17 protein-coding genes and 1 pseudogene are annotated in these 18,926 nt (G+C 59.4%); 2 read left to right on the forward strand and 16 right to left on the reverse strand.

The genetic code is table 11. The features are described 5' to 3' along the window. Nucleotides 1-4 precede the first annotated feature (4 nt). Nucleotides 5-175 carry a hypothetical protein gene (locus CLV41_RS27755; protein WP_170107171.1) on the forward strand — a complete coding sequence of 57 codons (171 nt, stop codon included), beginning with the start codon at nucleotides 5-7 and terminating at the stop codon, nucleotides 173-175. 29 nt (nucleotides 176-204) lie between these two features. Here CLV41_RS27755 and CLV41_RS11405 read toward each other — a convergent pair whose 3' ends face one another. From CLV41_RS11405 to CLV41_RS11430, 6 genes are all read right to left on the reverse strand, one after another. Then, nucleotides 205-1,224 carry an RluA family pseudouridine synthase gene (locus CLV41_RS11405; protein WP_103222465.1) on the reverse strand — a complete coding sequence of 340 codons (1,020 nt, stop codon included), beginning with the start codon at nucleotides 1,222-1,224 and terminating at the stop codon, nucleotides 205-207. A gap of 131 nt (nucleotides 1,225-1,355) precedes the next feature. Continuing rightward, on the reverse strand, nucleotides 1,356-1,739 hold the full coding sequence (crcB, locus tag CLV41_RS11410) for a fluoride efflux transporter CrcB (protein ID WP_103222466.1): 384 nt from the start codon (nucleotides 1,737-1,739) through the stop codon (nucleotides 1,356-1,358). A 264-nt stretch (nucleotides 1,740-2,003) separates the two neighbouring features. Continuing rightward, entirely contained in the window at nucleotides 2,004-2,792 is a 789-nt protein-coding gene (locus CLV41_RS11415) for a sterol desaturase family protein (RefSeq protein WP_103222467.1), read from the reverse strand. A 59-nt stretch (nucleotides 2,793-2,851) separates the two neighbouring features. Continuing rightward, the gene (locus CLV41_RS11420) at nucleotides 2,852-3,676 is read right to left on the reverse strand and encodes a sterol desaturase family protein (protein WP_103222468.1); all 825 of its coding nucleotides are present in this window, start codon (nucleotides 3,674-3,676) and stop codon (nucleotides 2,852-2,854) included. Continuing rightward, complete coding sequence (locus CLV41_RS11425; RefSeq protein ID WP_103222469.1) at nucleotides 3,676-4,455, reverse strand: sterol desaturase family protein; 780 nt, start codon at nucleotides 4,453-4,455, stop codon at nucleotides 3,676-3,678. The genes CLV41_RS11420 and CLV41_RS11425 overlap by 1 nt, the downstream gene beginning before the upstream one ends. Nucleotides 4,456-4,564: 109 nt before the next feature. Continuing rightward, complete coding sequence (locus CLV41_RS11430; RefSeq protein WP_208987457.1) at nucleotides 4,565-7,075, reverse strand: patatin-like protein; 2,511 nt, start codon at nucleotides 7,073-7,075, stop codon at nucleotides 4,565-4,567. Nucleotides 7,076-7,604: 529 nt separating this feature from the next. On the opposite strand from CLV41_RS11430, the pseudogene CLV41_RS11435 reads away from it, so the two are divergent. Then, nucleotides 7,605-8,426, forward strand: a pseudogene (locus CLV41_RS11435) (adenylate/guanylate cyclase domain-containing protein); the annotation flags it as partial. A gap of 30 nt (nucleotides 8,427-8,456) precedes the next feature. Here the strand turns inward: CLV41_RS11435 and CLV41_RS11440 are convergent. The 10 genes from CLV41_RS11440 to rplO all read right to left on the reverse strand — a co-directional run bounded on the left by CLV41_RS11440 (nucleotide 8,457) and on the right by rplO (nucleotide 18,910). Then, the gene (locus tag CLV41_RS11440) at nucleotides 8,457-9,761 is read right to left on the reverse strand and encodes a replication-associated recombination protein A (RefSeq protein ID WP_103222471.1); all 1,305 of its coding nucleotides are present in this window, start codon (nucleotides 9,759-9,761) and stop codon (nucleotides 8,457-8,459) included. 9 nt (nucleotides 9,762-9,770) lie between these two features. Then, nucleotides 9,771-11,234: a DegQ family serine endoprotease gene (locus CLV41_RS11445; protein WP_235867116.1), complete on the reverse strand. Its 1,464-nt coding sequence runs from the start codon at nucleotides 11,232-11,234 to the stop codon at nucleotides 9,771-9,773. A 132-nt stretch (nucleotides 11,235-11,366) separates the two neighbouring features. Next, nucleotides 11,367-13,370, reverse strand: coding sequence for a methyl-accepting chemotaxis protein (locus tag CLV41_RS11450; RefSeq protein WP_208987458.1), 2,004 nt, complete (start codon nucleotides 13,368-13,370; stop codon nucleotides 11,367-11,369). Nucleotides 13,371-13,732: 362 nt separating this feature from the next. Next, complete coding sequence (gene rplQ, locus CLV41_RS11455) at nucleotides 13,733-14,158, reverse strand: 50S ribosomal protein L17 (protein WP_103222473.1); 426 nt, start codon at nucleotides 14,156-14,158, stop codon at nucleotides 13,733-13,735. A 185-nt stretch (nucleotides 14,159-14,343) separates the two neighbouring features. After that, nucleotides 14,344-15,423: a DNA-directed RNA polymerase subunit alpha gene (locus tag CLV41_RS11460; protein WP_208987459.1), complete on the reverse strand. Its 1,080-nt coding sequence runs from the start codon at nucleotides 15,421-15,423 to the stop codon at nucleotides 14,344-14,346. A gap of 31 nt (nucleotides 15,424-15,454) precedes the next feature. Continuing rightward, nucleotides 15,455-15,844: a 30S ribosomal protein S11 gene (rpsK, locus tag CLV41_RS11465; protein WP_103222475.1), complete on the reverse strand. Its 390-nt coding sequence runs from the start codon at nucleotides 15,842-15,844 to the stop codon at nucleotides 15,455-15,457. Between the two features lie 71 nt (nucleotides 15,845-15,915). Further along, nucleotides 15,916-16,284 carry a 30S ribosomal protein S13 gene (rpsM, locus tag CLV41_RS11470; RefSeq protein ID WP_103222476.1) on the reverse strand — a complete coding sequence of 123 codons (369 nt, stop codon included), beginning with the start codon at nucleotides 16,282-16,284 and terminating at the stop codon, nucleotides 15,916-15,918. A 183-nt stretch (nucleotides 16,285-16,467) separates the two neighbouring features. After that, nucleotides 16,468-17,064 carry an adenylate kinase gene (locus CLV41_RS11475; RefSeq protein ID WP_103222477.1) on the reverse strand — a complete coding sequence of 199 codons (597 nt, stop codon included), beginning with the start codon at nucleotides 17,062-17,064 and terminating at the stop codon, nucleotides 16,468-16,470. Next, on the reverse strand, nucleotides 17,061-18,392 hold the full coding sequence (secY, locus tag CLV41_RS11480; protein WP_103222478.1) for a preprotein translocase subunit SecY: 1,332 nt from the start codon (nucleotides 18,390-18,392) through the stop codon (nucleotides 17,061-17,063). The genes CLV41_RS11475 and secY overlap by 4 nt, the downstream gene beginning before the upstream one ends. 50 nt (nucleotides 18,393-18,442) lie before the next feature. Beyond that, nucleotides 18,443-18,910, reverse strand: coding sequence for a 50S ribosomal protein L15 (gene rplO, locus CLV41_RS11485; protein WP_103222479.1), 468 nt, complete (start codon nucleotides 18,908-18,910; stop codon nucleotides 18,443-18,445). Nucleotides 18,911-18,926: the final 16 nt, after the last annotated feature.

The following is an 18,926-nucleotide window of genomic DNA, read 5'->3' on the forward strand; positions in this document are numbered from 1 at the left end:
TTCCTTGACCAAGATCCTGATGGTGCTTCTTTTCCTGATTGCCGCCATCCAGGTAATCAAGCCGATCGGCTGGCCGGGTCTGAAAAAGCGCTCCGACGCCTGGAAGCTGGTCGCCGGTGTCGTGGCCGTCACCTTTGCCTCGGTGATCCTGAGCGCCATGTTTCAGGGTTTTTGAAATATTTGCGTTGAAGTGAAGGCGGAAACCTACCGCTTGATCAGCGTTTCGTCCGGATCGTCCGCTTCCGGATCGTAATCCTTGGCATTGAAACCCAGAAGGTTCCAGGTCTGCTGCATATGCGGCGGCAGCGGCGCGGACACGTCGATCGCGCCATGGCCGGAAGGATGGGGAATGACGATCCGCCGGGCGAGCAGATGCAGCCGGTTCTGGATGCCGCCCGGCAACTCCCAGTTTTCGATGTTGAAATATTTGTCGTCGCCGATGATCGGATGGCCGATATGGGCGGCATGGGCACGCAGTTGATGCGTGCGCCCCGTGACCGGCTTCATGGTCACCCAGGACAGTTTCTGGGCGGATTTCTCGAAGACCGAATAAAGCGAGACGGCGTGCTGAGCCTCATCGTCACCCTGACGGACGACCTGCATGCGCTCTTCGTCCTCGTTGCGGGCGAGAAAGGTTGAAATCCGGCCCTGATAGGGCTTGGGAACGCCGGCCAGCATCGCCCAGTAGATCTTGCGGGTATTGCGGTGGCGGAAGGCCTTGGTGAGTTCCTGCGCTGCCTGACGGGTTCGGGCAACGAGGATGATACCGGAGGTTTCCCGGTCGAGCCGGTGCACGAGGCGGGGCTTGTTGCCTTTGGCGTCGGTGAAAGCGTCCAACATGCCGTCCAGATGCCGGCTGAGGCCGGACCCGCCCTGCACCGCAAGGCCCGCCGGCTTGTTGAGGACCATCACGTGACTGTCCTCAAAGAGAAGCATGTCCTCGACGGCCTTGCGGTCGTCCGAGGTCAGTTTGGTGGATTTCGGCCTGGCGTTCTTCTTGTCGTCCGCGCGCAGTTCCACGCCGAGCGGCGGAATGCGGATCATCTGGCCTGTCGCGATGCGCGTATTGGATTCGGCGCGCTTGCCGTCGACCCGCACCTGTCCGGTACGCAGCAGTTTCTGCAGATGACCGAAGCCGAGCCCCGGAAAATGGTTTTTGAACCAACGGTCCAGGCGCATGCCCGCCTCATCGGCGGTCACTTGTTTCTGTTCAATCGCTGACATGTTGTTCTCAAATTCGGCAGCAGGACACTTTTCGCGGCCCGGCGCATCCCACAGCCCCGCGCTTGAAGGCGTTGGGGCGAAAAATCGTTCCGGAGCGTATAGGCGGAATTGCCGTTAAAGGGAAGGGAAAGTTAGGACCCGACCTGACGCATGATCATCAGCCCGGCGAAGACCGCGACGATCGACAGAAGCACCGACGCGGCTACATAGACCAGTGCAAGTTGCGTGTCGCCGCGTTGCCAAAGAACCGCGGTATCGAGGGAAAAGGCCGAGAAAGTGGTAAAGCCGCCAAGTATCCCGGTTGCCAAGAAATAGCGCAGCGACTGCATATCACCGGTCTCGTGCCTGACCAGCCAGCCGATGAAAAGCCCCATGATCAACGATCCGATAACATTGACACTGAGCGTGCCGACAGGAAAACCCGGTCCGAACAGTCTGAGCGTCCCCATCGACACCAGATGCCGCCCGCCGGCGCCTATTCCGCCGCCGAGCATTATAAGAAGAAGATGATTCAAATCACGGCCCCAGTCATCACTCAGCTATTGCAACGACCCCAACAGCGCCGGTTTCGGTCCCGGCATCCGCTTGGTACCGTCACGCCCCGCTCCGGAACTTCTTCAAACACGCGCCTGGTGAACCTGGATCAAACCCGGCACAGCGCAAGCAGAACGACCTGGAAATTAATAGGGATCTGTTGCAGTCCCTTGATCCCTGCCTGTGAACGACAGCGGTGTCAATCCGTCATATAACTGCCCTGTCCGGGAAGACCCAACCGGGCGCTATTCCCCCGGCGCCACGGGTTTCGCAGCGTCGCCCTGCCCCATTTCCTCGAACACCTTGACCTGCTCGTCATATTTCGGATCGATCGTGCCGCAGACCCGATCCCAGAAAGAAAAGAAATTGGCGAAGTTGTAGCGGAAGCGGGAATGGTGCTGATCGTGGAAGGTTACGCACACCATCGGCGAGGGCATGCGCGACATCGGCGAGGCCCAGAACTCAAAACCCGAATGGCCGATGGTGCCGTTGAAATGGTCCCACAGACGATGGACGATGAGAACCGGGATCGGGATCGGCAGAATGACCATGGCCCACAGATAGTAACTCTGCATGATGAAGGCGTCGACTAGGTCGTCCGAATAGGTGCTCCAGACGGTCGGGGCAACGGAGCGGTGATGCTCGGCATGGAACCGGTACATCACCTTGGTGTGCATGAAGCGGTGGCCCCAGTAGAACCAGGTGTCGAATGCGACAATGGAGACCGCGAACATCAGGAGGACGGACCACCAGGAAAGCTCCAGCGGTGAGACCAGCGTCCAGCCCTTCAGCGACAGGAAGATACCGCCGGCAAGACACCCCGCCGTTACCGTCAGCGACAAGACGCTCGCGCGGATTTCCTTCCACATGCGTTTTTCGCCGCGCCGGTTCTGTTGAATGCGCCGCTCCGGATGCCTGTTCTGGATCTGGATCAGCACCCAACCGGTCGCGAAATAAAGAAATACGTTGATCGCATAGACCGCCGCGTAAATCGGCAGAAATTCGAGCAGAACGGATAGCGCCTGATCCAGCATGATTTTCCTTTAAGTCCGTTTAGCAGGTTGGCTGACACGACGTGTAAACGCATGCGGGCTTACCCGGTTGCCTTGACCCCGGTTGCCCCGCCTCCGGTTGCCCCGCCTCCGGTTGCCTTGACCTTGGTCTCTTCCGACTCCGGAATTTCTCCGGTTTCTTCCATCGAACGCACCAGGGCATCGTATTTCGGATGCACAGTACCGCAAACACGGTCCCAGAACGAAAAGAAGTTTCCGTAATTATAGTGGAACTGGGAATGATGCAGATCATGGAAGGTCGTGCAAATCAGCGGCGAGGGAAAGCGCGAGGATCTGGACGCGAAATATTCGAAGCCGGAATGGCCCACCATTCCGGAGATCTGATCGAACAGGCGCAGCGCGAAAACGCTGAGCGCCGGAACGGGCAGAAAGAACCAGACCAGAAAATAGAAGAAATGCTCGATCAATGTATCGACCGTGGTCGAGCTGTCGTTGCTCCACACTGTCGGCGCGATGGACCGGTGGTGCGGCACATGGAACCTGTAGAGCGCCGGCAGATGCAGGATCCGGTGGCCCCAGTAGAACCAGGCATCGAAGAGCACGAAACACACGGCGAACATCAGTGGAAACGACCACCAGGACAATGCGAGCGGTTCAAACAGCGTCCAGCCCTGCGTCTGCGCGAAATATCCGCTGGACAGCAGCAGCGAAGAGGTCGCCAGCGCCTTCATCGAGGCGCGGATTTCCTCCGCCTGCCGCTTCAGTCCGTCGCGATGCTTCTGGATGCGCCGCTCCGGATGGCGCGAGTTGATCGCGAGCAAGGTGATGCCGGTGACGAAATAAACCCACACCATCGCCAGATAGGTCAGCGCGAACACGGTGAGATAATCGACCAGAAGTCCCATCAAGCCTGGTCCTGCTTGCCGGAATAGAGCGCCTCGAAGCCTTCCACCTTGTTGTCATAGGTCGGGTGGATCGTGCCGCAGAACCGGTCCCAGAAGGAAAAGTAGTTGGCGTAATTATAGACGAAATACTGATGATGCTGGTCATGATAGAGCGTGCACAGCAGCGGCCAGGGCTTGCGGGCCGACGGGCTGGCGAAATGCTCGTAGCCGCAATGGCCGATGGCGGCCGAAACCTGATCGAACAGTCGGTGGCCCAAAAAAACCAGCGGCGGGATCGGGACCACGAAGAGCACCAGTGCATAATAGGAGTGCGCGAACAGCGTGTCGACGCTGGACCCGGCGTCGTTCGACCATACGGTCGGCGTGATCGTCATGTGATGCGGCTTGTGAAACCGGTAGAACAGTTTTGTGTGCAGGATCCTGTGGCCCCAGTAGAACCATGTGTCGTGCAGCGCGAGGGACAGCACGAAAAAGACCGGCACGGACCACCAGCTCAGCATCACGGGTGCAAAAAGCGTCCAGCCGCGCATCTGCGCGTAAAGACCGATCGACAGGCAGCAACTGGTGATGGCCAGCTGCTTCATCGAGGACCGGATATCGCGCAGTGCGTCGTGGGTCGGCTCCCGCTTCTGGATCTTCCGGTCCGGATGGCGCCTGTTTAGCGCGGTCATCGACAGGCCCGTCGTGAACAGCACGATGAGACTCGCGGAATAAAGCCCGGCGAACATCGCCAGGAAAGCTCCCGGCCCGGTACCTGTGTAGTCAGTCAGAAATTCCATGAACCCTTACATTCCGCTCGCGGGACAATAGCCATGCCATACCAGAGTGCGTAGCGAAACAGCCGCCGCGCCGTCAAGGAGACACTTGCCGGTTTTCGGCAATAACAGTCTATACGTCTTCCTTCACATGGGCAAAATCGGGGTAAACCGACCGGACGAGATCATCTACTCTGGCTATTTCCTCCGGTATTTCAATGAGTTTGTCCCGCTCTTCCTCCAGGATCGCCAGGAAAATCCGGGCGCGGGCCTGATTGACCTGCATCTGCGGCAAAGTGCCCTTGCCCGCCGCCGACAGAATGATGCTGACCAGCCTGTCGGCGGCATTGAGCCGTCCCCACAGGTAATCATGCTCCCGCCAGCCGCGATTGAAAAACGCGCCGAAGGAATTCAGCGACTTTCCCTTGAGGTCGAAATTTTCCGTATGCAGGCTTTCGGCATCCCGGGGACTGATCCTGTCGACGAGGATTTCCGTCACCTCCGAAAAGTCGTTCCGCTGCAGCACCGGGAATGTGATCAGATCGTAAAACCCGAACCCGATATAGGATCGCATCAGCGACGCGTGCCGGTCCTTGTCCAAAAGGCCCCGCGCGGTTTCCGCGAAAAGCTCGTCCTGCAGCCGGTCGAGATCCGCCAGACCCATCATTGAGGACATGCATTTAAGCAGCGGGACCACCTGGTCGCCGGCGGACTCGGCCCCCGCCGCGAGGTCCTTCACAAATCGCTCGGCATGATCCCTGCACCGGCTGCCGAAAAACGGCTCCGTCCAGCGCCAGCTCAAATGATCGATCTGATCGTAAAGCAGGCCCTTCATGTGATCGAGGACATCGGTGTTCGGTGGCGGAAGCCCGGATCCTGGATCGAATTGGTAAAATCCGTTCAGCTTGCGGATCGCGAAGCGCAAACGCCGAATGCGATAATCGACATCCAGCCCGCGCAGCAGCGCAACAACATGCGGGTCGTTTCGCCCCAACAAATCCTTGCTCTCCACCGTCAGCGTGGAGAAGTACCGCGCCAATTGCGCCAGAACGGGCTCTTCCAGTTTGCGGGCATCCCTGACACCGCTCAAGCGGGTCGTCAGCCCCGCGAGACGCTCTCCAAGGGCATGCAGCTTCAGCGACTGGTAGTTCAGAAAGGCGAAACCGGCCTGCCGGAAGGCTGCGTCGGTCGCGTCCTTGCGGCATTTGGCAAGGATTTCCGGAGTAACGGTCCTGCGTTTGGGCAACAGACCCTTCACCGCCTGTTCGACCATCGGTCCCGCCGCGTCGATCAACTGTGCCAGCCAACGGCTGCGCCGGTTGTTCTGCTCCAGTTCCTTCAGATCGTCGCCGATCGGCTCGTTGCGCGGGATATGCGCCAGCGACGCGAGGATGACCCTGAAGAAACCGGGCAGTTCGACATGCCGGCCATCGGCCTCAACCGGTTCGACAGGCGCCGGATCGATGTAGATCACCCGCCGGGCGACTTCCTTTGTCGCCGGCCGGTCCTGAATGACCTTGATGACAGGCGCGAACGGCTTGTTCATCACGACACTGCCATCGACAAAGCAATGCCTGCCAATCGCCTCCGGCGTCAGGTTCAGTCCACGCTTCAGGAAGGCCTCCCGATGGGGCCAGGCCAGATGCTGCCTGGCAAGGACCCGCTCCATCTCGGCAATCGTGGCGGGAGGAAAGGCCCCGGGAAAAGAAGACGTCGCCCGGGCGGCAAAGACCAGCTCGGGAATATTTTCCGCGGCGAACTGGCTGTCGACGACCCCCGGTGCACGGTGCACCGCGTGGAAATTCAAAATGCGGCGATGATCCCATTCCTCGACATAATCCGGATCGTCGAGATGAATGCGCCGCTTGATGCCGTTGTAGTCCGTGATGGTCACGAACAGGTCCAGCGTCTGTCCGCGCGGAATGAGCGTCCGGCCCGGTTCCGCGGTTTCTTCCATCTGCTTGCAGGCATCGAGCATCCAGCCGATAAACCTGTCGCCGGAAAACGGCGGCGAGAACCATCTCGCCTGCATGAAACGGCGCAGTTTCTCGCGGGTTTCCGTACTTTCGATCTGCTTGTTCAGCCGGGAGGAAATCAGCCGGTCAAGCACCGGTGAAACAGAAATCTTGAGATAGCGCGAAATCCCCGATTGCGGCCGTGCCAGACGCGTGACATCGGCGTTCTCCAGCCACAGCCGGCTGTGGCTGTCGAGAGGCAGATCGTGGGCGATCGCCCTGGCCAGCATGATACCGTTGACCCCACCCGCGGACGCTCCGGCGATCGCATCGACCACAACCCGGACATCCGCGACCGGGGACAGGATATCGAGCAGTTCCTTGTAGGCGCTCTGGACGGGTGGCAGATCCCGCTCCGCGGCGCCCTCGCCCGCTCCGCCGGCCTTGCGGTCCAGACGGAATCCCGAGGCGCGGACCAGGTTCAACATTTCGCGGCTCACGCCATGCATGTAGATGGCGAGCGAAACCCCGCCGTAGAAGACAAGCCCCAGTCTGAGTTCGATTTCCTTCATGAAGCCGCCGAAATGGTCACTGACCTTCTTGCAATCCCAGCCATCGTCAACGCGGACCCGCCCGACCGCTTTTCGAGACTGTTCGGCAAGGACCGTGTCGCGGGCGATGTGGATCATCGGTCAAGACGTGCGACGCGGCGGAACAGTCTCGAAATGCGGTCTTCAACGGGTCCGTATTAACTATCCTTGGTATAACCTGAATCCGCATAAGAAATGGTTACGGTTCCAGGTCGGGCGGACAGGCTGCCGCGATGTCCTGCCGCCAGACACCGCCTCAAGATCATGGGCTCAAATAACGAGCGTGAAATGGCGTCGGAAATGGACACAAAAGAATACATTTTTCCCCTCATGACGCGGGAATGTTACGGTAAGATAAATTATGTAGCTAACAGTGATTCTTGAGGAATAGCTGCGGACGAGATGTGCCGCGACTACGGTATTGCGAATTGAAATGGCAAAGAGTTTGAAAAAAAAGACGCCTGCGCCCGTTTCGGAAGGCACCGCCGATCTGGAGCTGGCTTTGCGCGCGCAGCAGGAAGAAAACAAATATCTGCTTTCCGAACTGGAAGACCTGCGCGTCCTGTATGAAGCGACCATTGAACACGGCGAAGCCGTTGAGGACCAGTTGGCGGATCAGTCGACCCGCATGGAAGACCTGTCCAAGCAGCTGGCAAAGTATCTCTCGCCGCAGGTCTACAAGTCGATTTTCGAGGGCAGCCAGGAAGTCACGATCACCTCGACACGCAAGAAACTGACCGTCTTCTTTTCCGATATCGCCGGGTTCACGGAAACCGCGGAACGGCTTGAGTCCGAGGAACTGACGTCCATCCTCAACCAGTATCTGACCGAAATGTCGAAGATCGCTCTCAAATACGGCGCCACGATCGACAAATATGTCGGCGATGCCATTCTGATTTTCTTCGGCGATCCGGAAACCCAGGGTGTCATGGAAGATGCCGTGGCCTGCGTCAGGATGGCGATTGAAATGCAGGACCGGATGGCGGAACTCCAGGACGTGTGGCGCGAAGCGGGGATCTCCAAGCCGCTGAAATGCCGGATGGGAATTCACACGGACTACTGCACCGTTGGAAATTTTGGCAGCAACGACCGGCTGGACTACACCATTATCGGCCGGGGCGTGAACACGGCGTCCCGCCTGGAGAACCTGGCGGCACCCGGATCGATCCTGATCTCCTTTGAAACCTTTTCGCAGGTGAAGGACCAGATTCAGTGCATCGACACCGGCGAAGTGACCGTGAAGGGCATCGCCTATCCGGTCGCGACATATGAAGTCATCGGCTTGCGGACCGATACCGCTGACGGGCCGGATCTGGACCTGGCGGTGGTTTCGCGGCAGTTGAACCAACTCGCTCTCCACCTGCCCGGTTCTGTGAGCTCACAAGAACGCGAACAACTTGCCGCTTCCCTCAGGAACGCGCTGGACCGGCTCACCACGACGCAGTCCTGACGCCGCGCCGCCCTTTGCACTACAAATGCGTCAGCCGCGGTCCTTGCGCAATTTGTCCCAATAGTCCAGACGCTTCCGCAATTCCCTCTCAAAGCCGCGTTGCGGCGGATCGTAGTAAGTCTGCCGCCCCAGTTTCTCGGGAAAGTAATCCTGCCCGGAGAAGCCTTCCGGCGCGTCATGGTCATATTGATAGCCCTCGCCGTAGCCCTCCTGCTTCATGAGCTTCGTCGGTGCATTGAGGATATGCTTGGGCGGCAGCAGGGAGCCGCTGGTCTTCGCGTCACGCATGGCCGCCTTGTAGGCCATATACGCCCCGTTGGATTTGGGCGCGGTCGCCAGATAGACCACCGATTGCGCCAGAGCCAGTTCGCCTTCCGGCGACCCGAGCATCTGATAGGCATCCCGGGCGGCGTTCGCCTGGACGAGAGCGTTCGGGTCGGCCAGGCCGATATCCTCGACAGCCATGCGGATGAGCCGGCGGGCCAGATACATCGGGTCTTCGCCCCCGTCCAGCATGCGGCAGAACCAGTACAGAGCTGCGTCGGGATCGGAGCCGCGCACGGATTTGTGCAAGGCGGAAATGAGGTTGTAATGCCCATCCGCGCCCTTGTCGTAGATCGGGGCCCGCCGCTGCACGATCTCTTGCAGGCGGCCCGCATCGAAAACCTCGTCTTCCGCCGCCGCCCGCCAGACATCCTCCGCCAGTGTCAGGGCGGACCGGCCGTCTCCGTCCGCCATGCGGATCAGTACCTGCCTGGCCTCCGCATCCAGCGGCAACTGCTTTTCCTCGGTCTCCTCCGCCCGGCTCAGCAGACTGTCGATCGCTTCCTGGGAAAGCGAATGAAAGGTCATCACGTGAGAGCGCGACAGGAGCGCGGCATTCAGTTCGAAGGAGGGATTTTCCGTCGTGGCGCCGACAAGCGTGATCGTGCCGTCTTCCATCACCGGCAGAAAACTGTCCTGTTGGGCACGGTTGAAGCGATGGATCTCGTCGACGAACAGCAGAGTCGCCCGCCCGCCCATACGCCGGACGCGGGCGCCCTCGAAAACCTTCTTCAGATCGGCGACACCGGAAAAGATCGCGGACGTCTGCTCGAAGGCCAGGTCGGTCTCGTTGGCCAGCAGCCGGGCGATGGTGGTCTTTCCCGTCCCGGGAGGTCCCCAGAAGATCAGCGACCCGAGCGTCCGCGTCTTCAGCATCCGCGAGAGCGTTCCCTCCGGACCAAGGAGATGGTCCTGACCGACGACATCGGCAAGCCGGGTCGGCCGCATCCGGTCGGCGAGCGGTCTTGGACCCGACTGCTGCAGACCGGAGGCTTGGAAAAGATCGCTCAACCGGTCCTCCTATCCGCGCAAGGTGATCTGCGAGACCTTGCCGTCGCGTTCGATGTCAAGCTGCCAGACGCGCGGCGGAGCTTTCGTGATTGCCTCCAGCATACGCGTCGTTTCAATCTTTTGCCGGTTCACACCGCGAACGATATCTCCGGGCCGTAGTCCGACCCGGTCGGCGGCGCTGCCCCCTTTGACCTCCGCGATGACGACCCCGTCGAAGACGCCTCCCTCAAGACCGAGTTCCTCGGCCACCGCCGGAGACAGGTTCATCACGGTCGTTCCCTCGAACGGGGAGTATTCCTTCATTTCGCGGGTATCGCGCGAGGTCGTCTCGGGCGCGGGTCTCAGGGAAATGGACAGCGTGATCTCCCTGTCGTCACGCAGCACCTGAAATTCCGTCTTCTCGCCGATCATCTTGGTCGCGAAGCGATAGCCGAAGGAATTCGGGTCGACCACTTCCTTGCCATCGACCGCGATCACCAGATCGCTGACCTTGAGGCCGGCTTCCTGTGCCGGCGAACCTTCGAAGACCGCCGTCACCAGCACGCCGCGGGGCCTGTCCAGGGAAAGGGCTTCGGCGATCTCGGCATTGACGATCTGAACGGTCGCTCCCAGCCAGGGCCGTTGCACCTTGCCGCCATGATCTGCCGCCTGCGCCACAAACCGCGCCATATGCGCCGGTATGGCGAAGCCTATGCCGTTGGACCCGCCGGAGCGGGAGAAAATTGCCGTGTTGATGCCGACAAGCCCGCCGGCCATGTCCACCAGCGCTCCGCCGGAATTGCCGGGATTGATCGCCGCATCCGTCTGAATGAAGAACTGGAAATCCGTTACCCCCACCTGGGTCCTGGCCGTCGCGGAGACGATGCCCTGCGTCACGGTCTGCCCGACGCCGAAGGGATTGCCGATGGCAAGAACGATATCGCCGACCTCCAGACTGTCGGAATCGGCGAACGCCACATGTTCGAAGGGGCCTTCCCCGCGGATTTTAAGCACCGCCAGGTCGGTGCGCTCGTCCATGAGAACGATATCTGCGTCGAACTCGCGCCGGTCGCTCAGGGCCACCCGCACTTCATCCGCGTCCTTGATGACGTGATGGTTGGTGATCACGGTTCCGTCGGCGGAAATGATCACCCCCGAGCCAAGAGAGGATTCCACCCTTTGCCGCGGCCGGTCGAAACCGCCACCGGGCTGGCCGAAAAACCGGCGGAAGAAGGGATCGTCGAAGAAAGGCGAGACCTGCCGGCGCTGCACGACCTTGCGGCTGGCATAGACATTGACGACTGCCGGGGCGACCTTTTTGACGATCGGAGCGAACGACAGCTTGATCTGCGTTTCATTCTGCGGGACGAGCCGCAGATCGGCCGGTGAGGGCTGCGCGGTCTGTGCGCCCCCCGCAACAGGCCAGAGTGCGAGCAGTCCCGCCAAAATCACCCGCAGCATATGCCGGGTGTTACCAGAATTCGTCGGGCGCATTGCCGGACCCCTTACCTTCGAATCTATCAAGTTTCCTGCGATACATGGCAGATAGGGAGGAAAAGAGGCAAACACAAAAGCAAAGAGCCGCCGGAAATCCGGCGGCTCTTTTCATTTCAGACATGTTCGCTGTCAGGCGGAGCGGACCTGATCCAGGAAGCTGCGCACTTCCTTGTCAAGCTGTTCGGCCTCCATCGCCATGTCCGCGGCTTCCTCGGAGAAGTTCTGCGCGGCCATGTTGGTGTCGTTGGAAAGCGACGACACGTTGCGGATATCTTCGGTGACCTTGGAAGTCCCGCCGGCTGCCCGCTGGGTGTTTTCCGCAATCCCCTGTGTCGCGTAGCTCTGTTCCGTCACGGCCGCGGCAACTTCGCTCACCGACTTGGTGATGTCGTCGATGGTCTTCTGGATGTCGCCGATCGCATCGACCGCATCGTCGGTCGCACCGCGGATTGCATCGATCTGCTGCTGGATCTCTCCGGTCGCCTTTCCGGTCTGGGCCGCCAGATCCTTGACCTCGGACGCCACGACCGCAAAGCCCCTGCCCGCCTCGCCGGCTCGCGCCGCCTCGATGGTGGCGTTCAGGGCAAGAAGGTTGGTCTGGTCGGCGATGTCGCTGATCAAGGTAATGACCTCGCCGATACGGTTCGCGGCTTCGGCGAGCGATTTCACCGTCTCGTTGGTCGTTTCCGCCCGTTTGGTCGCGGTGGCGGCAACACTCGAAGATCGCTCGATCAGCGTTGAGATTTCCTGGATCGAGCTCGACAGCTGGTCGGACGCGGCTGCGATGGATTCCACCTCGGCCAGCGTATTTTGCGACATCTCGGCCGCATTGGCGGAAGTCTCGCCGGCGCTGTCGGTCATTGCGCGCATGTTGGTCGCCGACTCGCGCAGTTTGCTGGCCGAGCGGGCAACCTTGTCGACCACTGTGCCGACTGTCGCCTCGAAGTCTCCGGCTAGGCTCGACAGCATCTCGTGACGCTGCGTTGCCTGACGCTGGGCGGCATCGGCTTCTTCCGTCGCGCGGCGTTCGTTTTCCTCGGCCGCGTTCTGGCGGATCTGCACAACGGCGCGGCCGATGTCGCCGATTTCATCCTTGCGGTTCGCCGCGGTGATTTCAGCTTCCAGATCGCCGGAAGCAATCGCGTTCAGCGCCCCGACAAGAGTGGAAAGCGGCCCGGTTATGGAACGGGAGAAGAAAAGCGCGATAACGGCGGCAACGGCAATCGTGATCAGCGACCACATGAACATCTGATTGCGCATGTTGGCCACGGCCGAAAGCGTTTCCTCAACGCTCTTTTCAGCAACAATCGCCCAGCTCTGTCCCTGGAAGGTGAGAGGACGCGCCACCATCAGGTCGGCCACACCGTCGGTTCCGGTGACCACCGCAGCAGTTTCCGTACCGCCCGCAGCGGCAAGGGCAGGTTCTGCAGTGCTTTTTACAACCAGCGCAGTCCGCTCGTCTGCCAGCGGCAAATCGCTGAGCAGGGTACCGTCATGATCGACGACATAGACCTGGCCGGTTTTGCCGAGATCGTCTCTGCTTGCGACAACATTGTTGAGGAAGGAGGAATCGATCCGCATGACAACCACACCGGTCAGGGTGATTGTTCCAAAGGAATTCATGAACACGGGTGAAGCAAGAAACAGCGAACTTACGCCGCCCGCCGGACCGTAGGATTCAAAAACGCTTGTTGCGATCTCACCCTCGCCCAGGCCCCTGGCGGTATTATAGACAGTCTCCAGCCCGGAGCCGTCCACGACACTTCCATCGCCTATTTTCGAGAGGAACTCGCCGCCCTTGGTCACCGAGTAAAGGATAAGCCCGTCGGAATCGATCAGATAGACATCTGAGTAACCGCCATTCTTCCAGACATTGTAAAATGCCGGATGCGCCTCGGAGTGGCGCCAGGCGTACATGGTCTTCTGTTCCTTGCCGGTAATAGCCGCACGCTCATCGGCGGTCTGCGGCCCGTGGAACAGGCTGAGAATTTCTTCCTTTTCCTTGGAAAGGTTCATCGCCGCGTTGCCCAGATTGCTCAGGGGATCCGCTACGCTCGACGCGAGATTGACGATCTCCGCCTGAGCGGACTTCAACCTGGATTCCAGCAGGGCGGACCGTGCCGTAATCACCATTCCAAGTTCCGCTTCAGCGGCTTTTTGCAAACCATCCCGGCCGGTCATATATCCGATCACGCCAACTGCGGCACAAGCCGCAACCGTGACCACAATCATCAAAGCAGGAATGACAAAGGAAAGACGTAGAGACGATAGTTTTCTCTTCCCGCCTGAATTTTTCTTGCCAATCACAGTGTATCTCCCCAGCCTGATCAAAACGTAGTTAAGGCACTGAAAGGCAAGATAAACGTGACTTCTTAAATCATTGATAATGTAAAAAATTGCTAGGGGAAAAAACGTACCAACCCGCTGCCGCACTACGGGAAACGACAAAGGCGGACCAATGGCCCGCCTCTACAATCATGCCGCGAAAGTTTTTCTTACGCAGCGTTTTCTGCCGCTTCTGCGGCTTCGGTGCGGGCACGGTCTTCTGCGCCGCGCGCTTCCGGATCCCGGTCAACAAGTTCGATAACCGCCAGAGGCGCGTTGTCGCCGTAGCGAAAACCGGCCTTCAGCACACGGGAATATCCGCCGTTGCGGTCCTTGTAGCGCTCACCGAGCGTTTCGAACAGCTTCGCGACCATCGCCGTGTCGCGAATCTGCGAAATGGCCTGGCGGCGTGCATGAAGACCACCGCGCTTGCCCAGGGTGATGAGCTTGTCGATGATCGGCTTCATTTCCTTGGCCTTCGGCAAGGTCGTGACGATCTGCTCGTGCTTGATCAGCGACGCTGCCATATTCGCGAACATAGCCTTGCGGTGGCTAGAAGTCCGGTTGAGCTTGCGGCCGGATTTACCGTGGCGCATGGCCCTCTCCTTTTTCTGTCAGGCAGTCTGCTTGAACCATTGAAGCACTTGCCCGGTTTATCCTCAAGAGCAACCCGTATTCAGGCGGATCACCTGACTACGGACAAGTCGCTCAATTCTTTCGTCGGCGAGCATCTTGTCCGCATTCAACCGAACGCGGGATGCTCTAGGGACGCGTACGTCCCTTAATACTGATGGTCTTCGTAGCGCTTGGCGAGATCGTCGATGTTCTCAGGCGGCCAGTTGGCGACTTCCATGCCGAGATGGAGACCCATCTGGGCGAGAACTTCCTTGATCTCGTTGAGCGACTTGCGGCCGAAATTCGGTGTCCGCAGCATTTCCGCTTCGGTCTTCTGAATTAGATCGCCAATATACACGATATTGTCGTTCTTCAGGCAGTTGGCGGACCGGACGGACAGTTCCAGTTCGTCGACTTTCTTGAGAAGCGCCGGGTTGAACGCGAGTTCCGGAACGGAGTCCTCGGCCACTTCGCGCTGAGGCTCTTCGAAATTGACGAAGATGGAGAGCTGATCCTGCAGAATACGCGCCGCAAAGGCCACGGCATCATCCGGCTTGACCGAACCATCGGTTTCGACAGTCAGGGTCAGCTTGTCATAGTCAAGAACCTGGCCTTCACGGGTGTTTTCCACCTTGTAGGAGACCTTCTTGACCGGTGAATACAGGCTGTCGACCGGAATGAGGCCGATCGGAGCATCTTCCGGACGGTTGCGATCGGAGGAGTGATAGCCCTTGCCGGTGTTGACGGTGAATTCCATGCGGATTTCAGCGCCTTCATCCAGCGTGCAGAGCACCAGCTCCGGGTTGAGAACCTCGACATCGCCGACTGTCTGGATGTCACCGGCGGTGACGGCACCCGGACCCTGTTTGCGCACGACCATGCGCTTGGGACCTTCGCCTTCCATGCGGATGGCGATTTCCTTGATGTTGAGCACGATGTCGGTGACATCTTCCCGGACGCCCGGGATCGACGAGAATTCGTGCAGAACACCGTCAATCTGGACCGCGGTCACGGCGGCACCCTGCAGGGAGGACAGCAGGATACGGCGCAGCGCGTTGCCCAGGGTCAGACCGTAGCCACGCTCAAGCGGTTCGGCAACGACAGTCGCCAGAAAGCGGGGATCGTCGCCCGGCTTGATCTCGAGTTTGGTCGGCTTGATCAGTTCTTGCCAGTTTTTTTGAATGGTCACGTTTTCGTCCCTTCGGCTATCCCGCCCGGCTTTGAAGGCCGAGCCATTCCTTGCCATTTGGAGAAACTAGTAACTAAAGCGGGAAGCCTTAGACGCGGCGGCGCTTGCGCGGACGGCAGCCATTGTGCGGTATCGGCGTCACGTCGCGGATGGACGTGATGAGGAAACCGGCGGCCTGCAGGGCGCGCAGAGCGGATTCACGACCGGAACCTGGACCGCGAACCTCGACTTCCAGCGTGCGCATGCCGTGTTCGGCGGCTTTCTTCGCAGCATCTTCCGCGGCAACCTGGGCTGCGTACGGCGTGGATTTGCGCGACCCCTTGAAACCGAGAGTACCGGCGGACGACCAGGAGATCGTATTGCCCTGTGCATCGGTGATCGTGATCATCGTGTTGTTGAATGTGGAGTTCACATGCGCGACGCCAGAAGAAATGTTCTTGCGTTCGCGGCGACGCACGCGCGTCGTTTCTTTAGCCATTTTCTTGTCCTTGTTTTGATCTCTTCACTGCCGTAATTCCGGCAGCTCCACCGCCAATCGCTGTGCGGTAATTATTTCTTCTTGCCTGCGATCGGCTTCGCCGGACCCTTGCGGGTACGAGCGTTCGTATGCGTCCGCTGACCGCGAACCGGAAGGCCGCGACGGTGACGCAGGCCGCGGTAGCAGCCAAGGTCCATAAGACGCTTGATGTTCATCGCGGTGTCACGGCGAAGGTCACCTTCCACCATATAATCGCGGTCGATGGTTTCGCGGATCGAGAGAACTTCCGAATCGGAAAGCTCATTGACGCGGCGGGCAGCATCGATATTGTTCTTTTCGATGATTTCCTGAGCGAATTTCGCGCCGATGCCGTGAATATACTGAAGCGCGATGATAACGCGCTTGTTCGTCGGGATGTTAACGCCTGCAATACGTGCCACGTTCGTCTCCATGTTGAGCGGCCAGCCGCAAAGGCCGTGCCGCAGAGAGCAAAAACCCGCGTCCGGTGGAGTTCCGGCCCTTGCGGGGTACGAAAATGCCGGGGCAGCCCCGGCACAGAGAATGCCGGTCCCATTGTCATGGAACCGGCTAAACTGTAAGGTAGAGCGCGTCGTTTAACGGCTCTAAACCTTTTCGTCAAGTCCTTGCAGCGCGGTTTCTATGGAAGCCGTGACTTCATCGATAGACTGCATGCCGTCAATCACAGACAGCAGATTTGCCTTGTCGTAATAAGGCACCACGATTGCGGTATCGCGATTGTAAGCTTCAAGGCGCTGCTTGAAAACTTCCGGGTCATCATCCTTGCGCACCGGCTGGCCGGCGGCCTTGGCGTCTGCGGCGCGTTTGATGATCCGATCGACAAGTTTGGTCTGGTCGACGCGCAGTTCAAGGACGGCGTCCAGCTTCTGATCGTCGGCCAGAAGCATCTTGTCGAGCGCTTCCGCCTGAGCGAGAGTCCGCGGAAACCCGTCCAGAATGAAACCCTTCCTGGCATCGTCTTCCGCGATCCGGTCGTGGATAATGCCAACGACGATCTCGTCAGAAACGAGACCGCCGGCATCCATCACTTCCTTGGCCTTGAGGCCGACCTGGGTTCGGGCCGCCACGGCGGCCCGCAACATGTCTCCGGTGGAGAGTTGCGGTATGCCGTGTTTCTCGACGAGGCGCGCGGCCTGCGTCCCCTTCCCCGCTCCTGGCGGTCCTACCAGAATTAGCCTCATCGACGCCTCCCACTTAATTTCGCTTTTTTCACCAGACCTTCATATTGATGCGCAAGCAGGTGTCCCTGAATCTGGGATACGGTATCCATTGTCACGCTTACGACAATCAACAATGAGGTTCCTCCGAAATAGAACGGAACGCCCGTCGCCGAAATGAGGAATTCGGGTAATAGACAAACGATGGTGATGTAAATCGCGCCGACAGTGGTAATGCGCGTCAGCACGTGGTCGATATACTGAGCCGTCCGCTCCCCCGGACGGATCCCCGGTATAAAGCCTCCATGCTTCTTCAGGTTATCGGCGGTATCGCTCGGATTGAAAACGATGGCCGTATAGAAGAAACAGAAGAAGATGATCATGGCCGCGTAAAAGACCATGTAGAGGGGCTGGCCGTGACCGAGCGCCGCGGTGATGTAGGTCAGCCATTCATTGCCCGACCCCTGGCCGAAACCGGCGACCGTTGCCGGAACCAGCAGCAGGGAAGAGGCGAAAATCGGCGGAATCACACCGGCGGTGTTGAGCTTCAGCGGCAGGAACGACGTCTGTCCCTGCATCATCTGATTGCCCATCTGCCGCTTTGGATACTGGATCAGCAGGCGGCGCTGTGCCCGTTCCATGAAGACGATGAACGCGATCACGACGATTGCAAGAATGATGACGGCAAGAATGATCCAGGTCGCAAGCGAGCCCTGACGCCCGAGTTCCAGCGTCTGCACGATGGCGGACGGAAGACCTGCCACGATGCCGGCGAAGATGATCAGCGAAATGCCGTTGCCGATGCCGCGCGAGGTGATCTGCTCACCCAGCCACATCAGGAACATGGTGCCGCCGACCAGCGTGATGACGGTGGACGCGCGGAAGAACCAGCCCGGATCGGTGACGACATTCGCCGCCCCTTCCAGCCCGACCGCGATGCCGTAGGCCTGGAACGCAGCCAGGATGACCGTTCCGTAACGGGTATACTGGTTGATGACCTTGCGGCCCTGTTCGCCATCCTTCTTCAGCTGCTCCAGTGTCGGCACGACGGTCGTCATGAGCTGCATGATGATGGAAGCGGAAATATACGGCATGATGCCGAGGGCGAAGATCGCCATGCGCTGAACCGCACCACCGGAAAACATGTTGAACATGCCGATGATGCCGGACTGGGCCTGGTTGAAGGCCTGCGCGAAAGCTTCAGGATTGATACCGGGCATCGGAATATAGGTGCCCAGTCGATAAACCAAAAGCGCCCCCAGTGTGAACCAGATGCGCTTTTTGAGCTCTTCAGCCTTGGCGAAAGCTGAGAAATTGAGATTTGACGCCAGTTGCTCGGCGGCCGATGCCATGCCCTACTCCGGTCAGATACTTGCTGACAAAATGGGAAAAGCCCAGGCTGTTAAGCCTGAGCTCCCAGAACGGCAACCTTGCCGCCCGCTTTTTCAATCGCTGCTACGGCGCCCTTGGAGGCACCGGCAACTTCAAAGGTCACTGCCGCGGTGAGTTCACCATTGGCAACGAGACGCACACCGTCACGGATCCGCTTGACGACGCCAGCGGCTTGCAGCGCTTTGACGGTGACCGTCTCGGACGCATTGAGCTTGCCGGCATCGATGGCTTTCTGAACACGGCCGACGGACACTGTCGTGTAGTCCTTGGCAAAAATGTTCGTGAACCCGCGCTTCGGCAGACGCCGGTGAAGCGGCATCTGACCGCCTTCAAAGCCTTTGATCGCGACGCCGGACCGGGACTTCTGACCCTTGACGCCACGGCCGCCGGTCTTGCCCTTGCCGGAACCGATACCGCGGCCAACGCGGGTGCGGTCTTTCGCGGCACCTTCGTTGTCACGAAGTTCGTTGAGCTTCATGTTTTTCTCTCCTCAC

Source organism: Roseibium marinum (assembly GCF_002906165.1).
In the GTDB taxonomy this organism is placed as follows: Bacteria; Pseudomonadota; Alphaproteobacteria; order Rhizobiales; family Stappiaceae; genus Roseibium; species Roseibium marinum.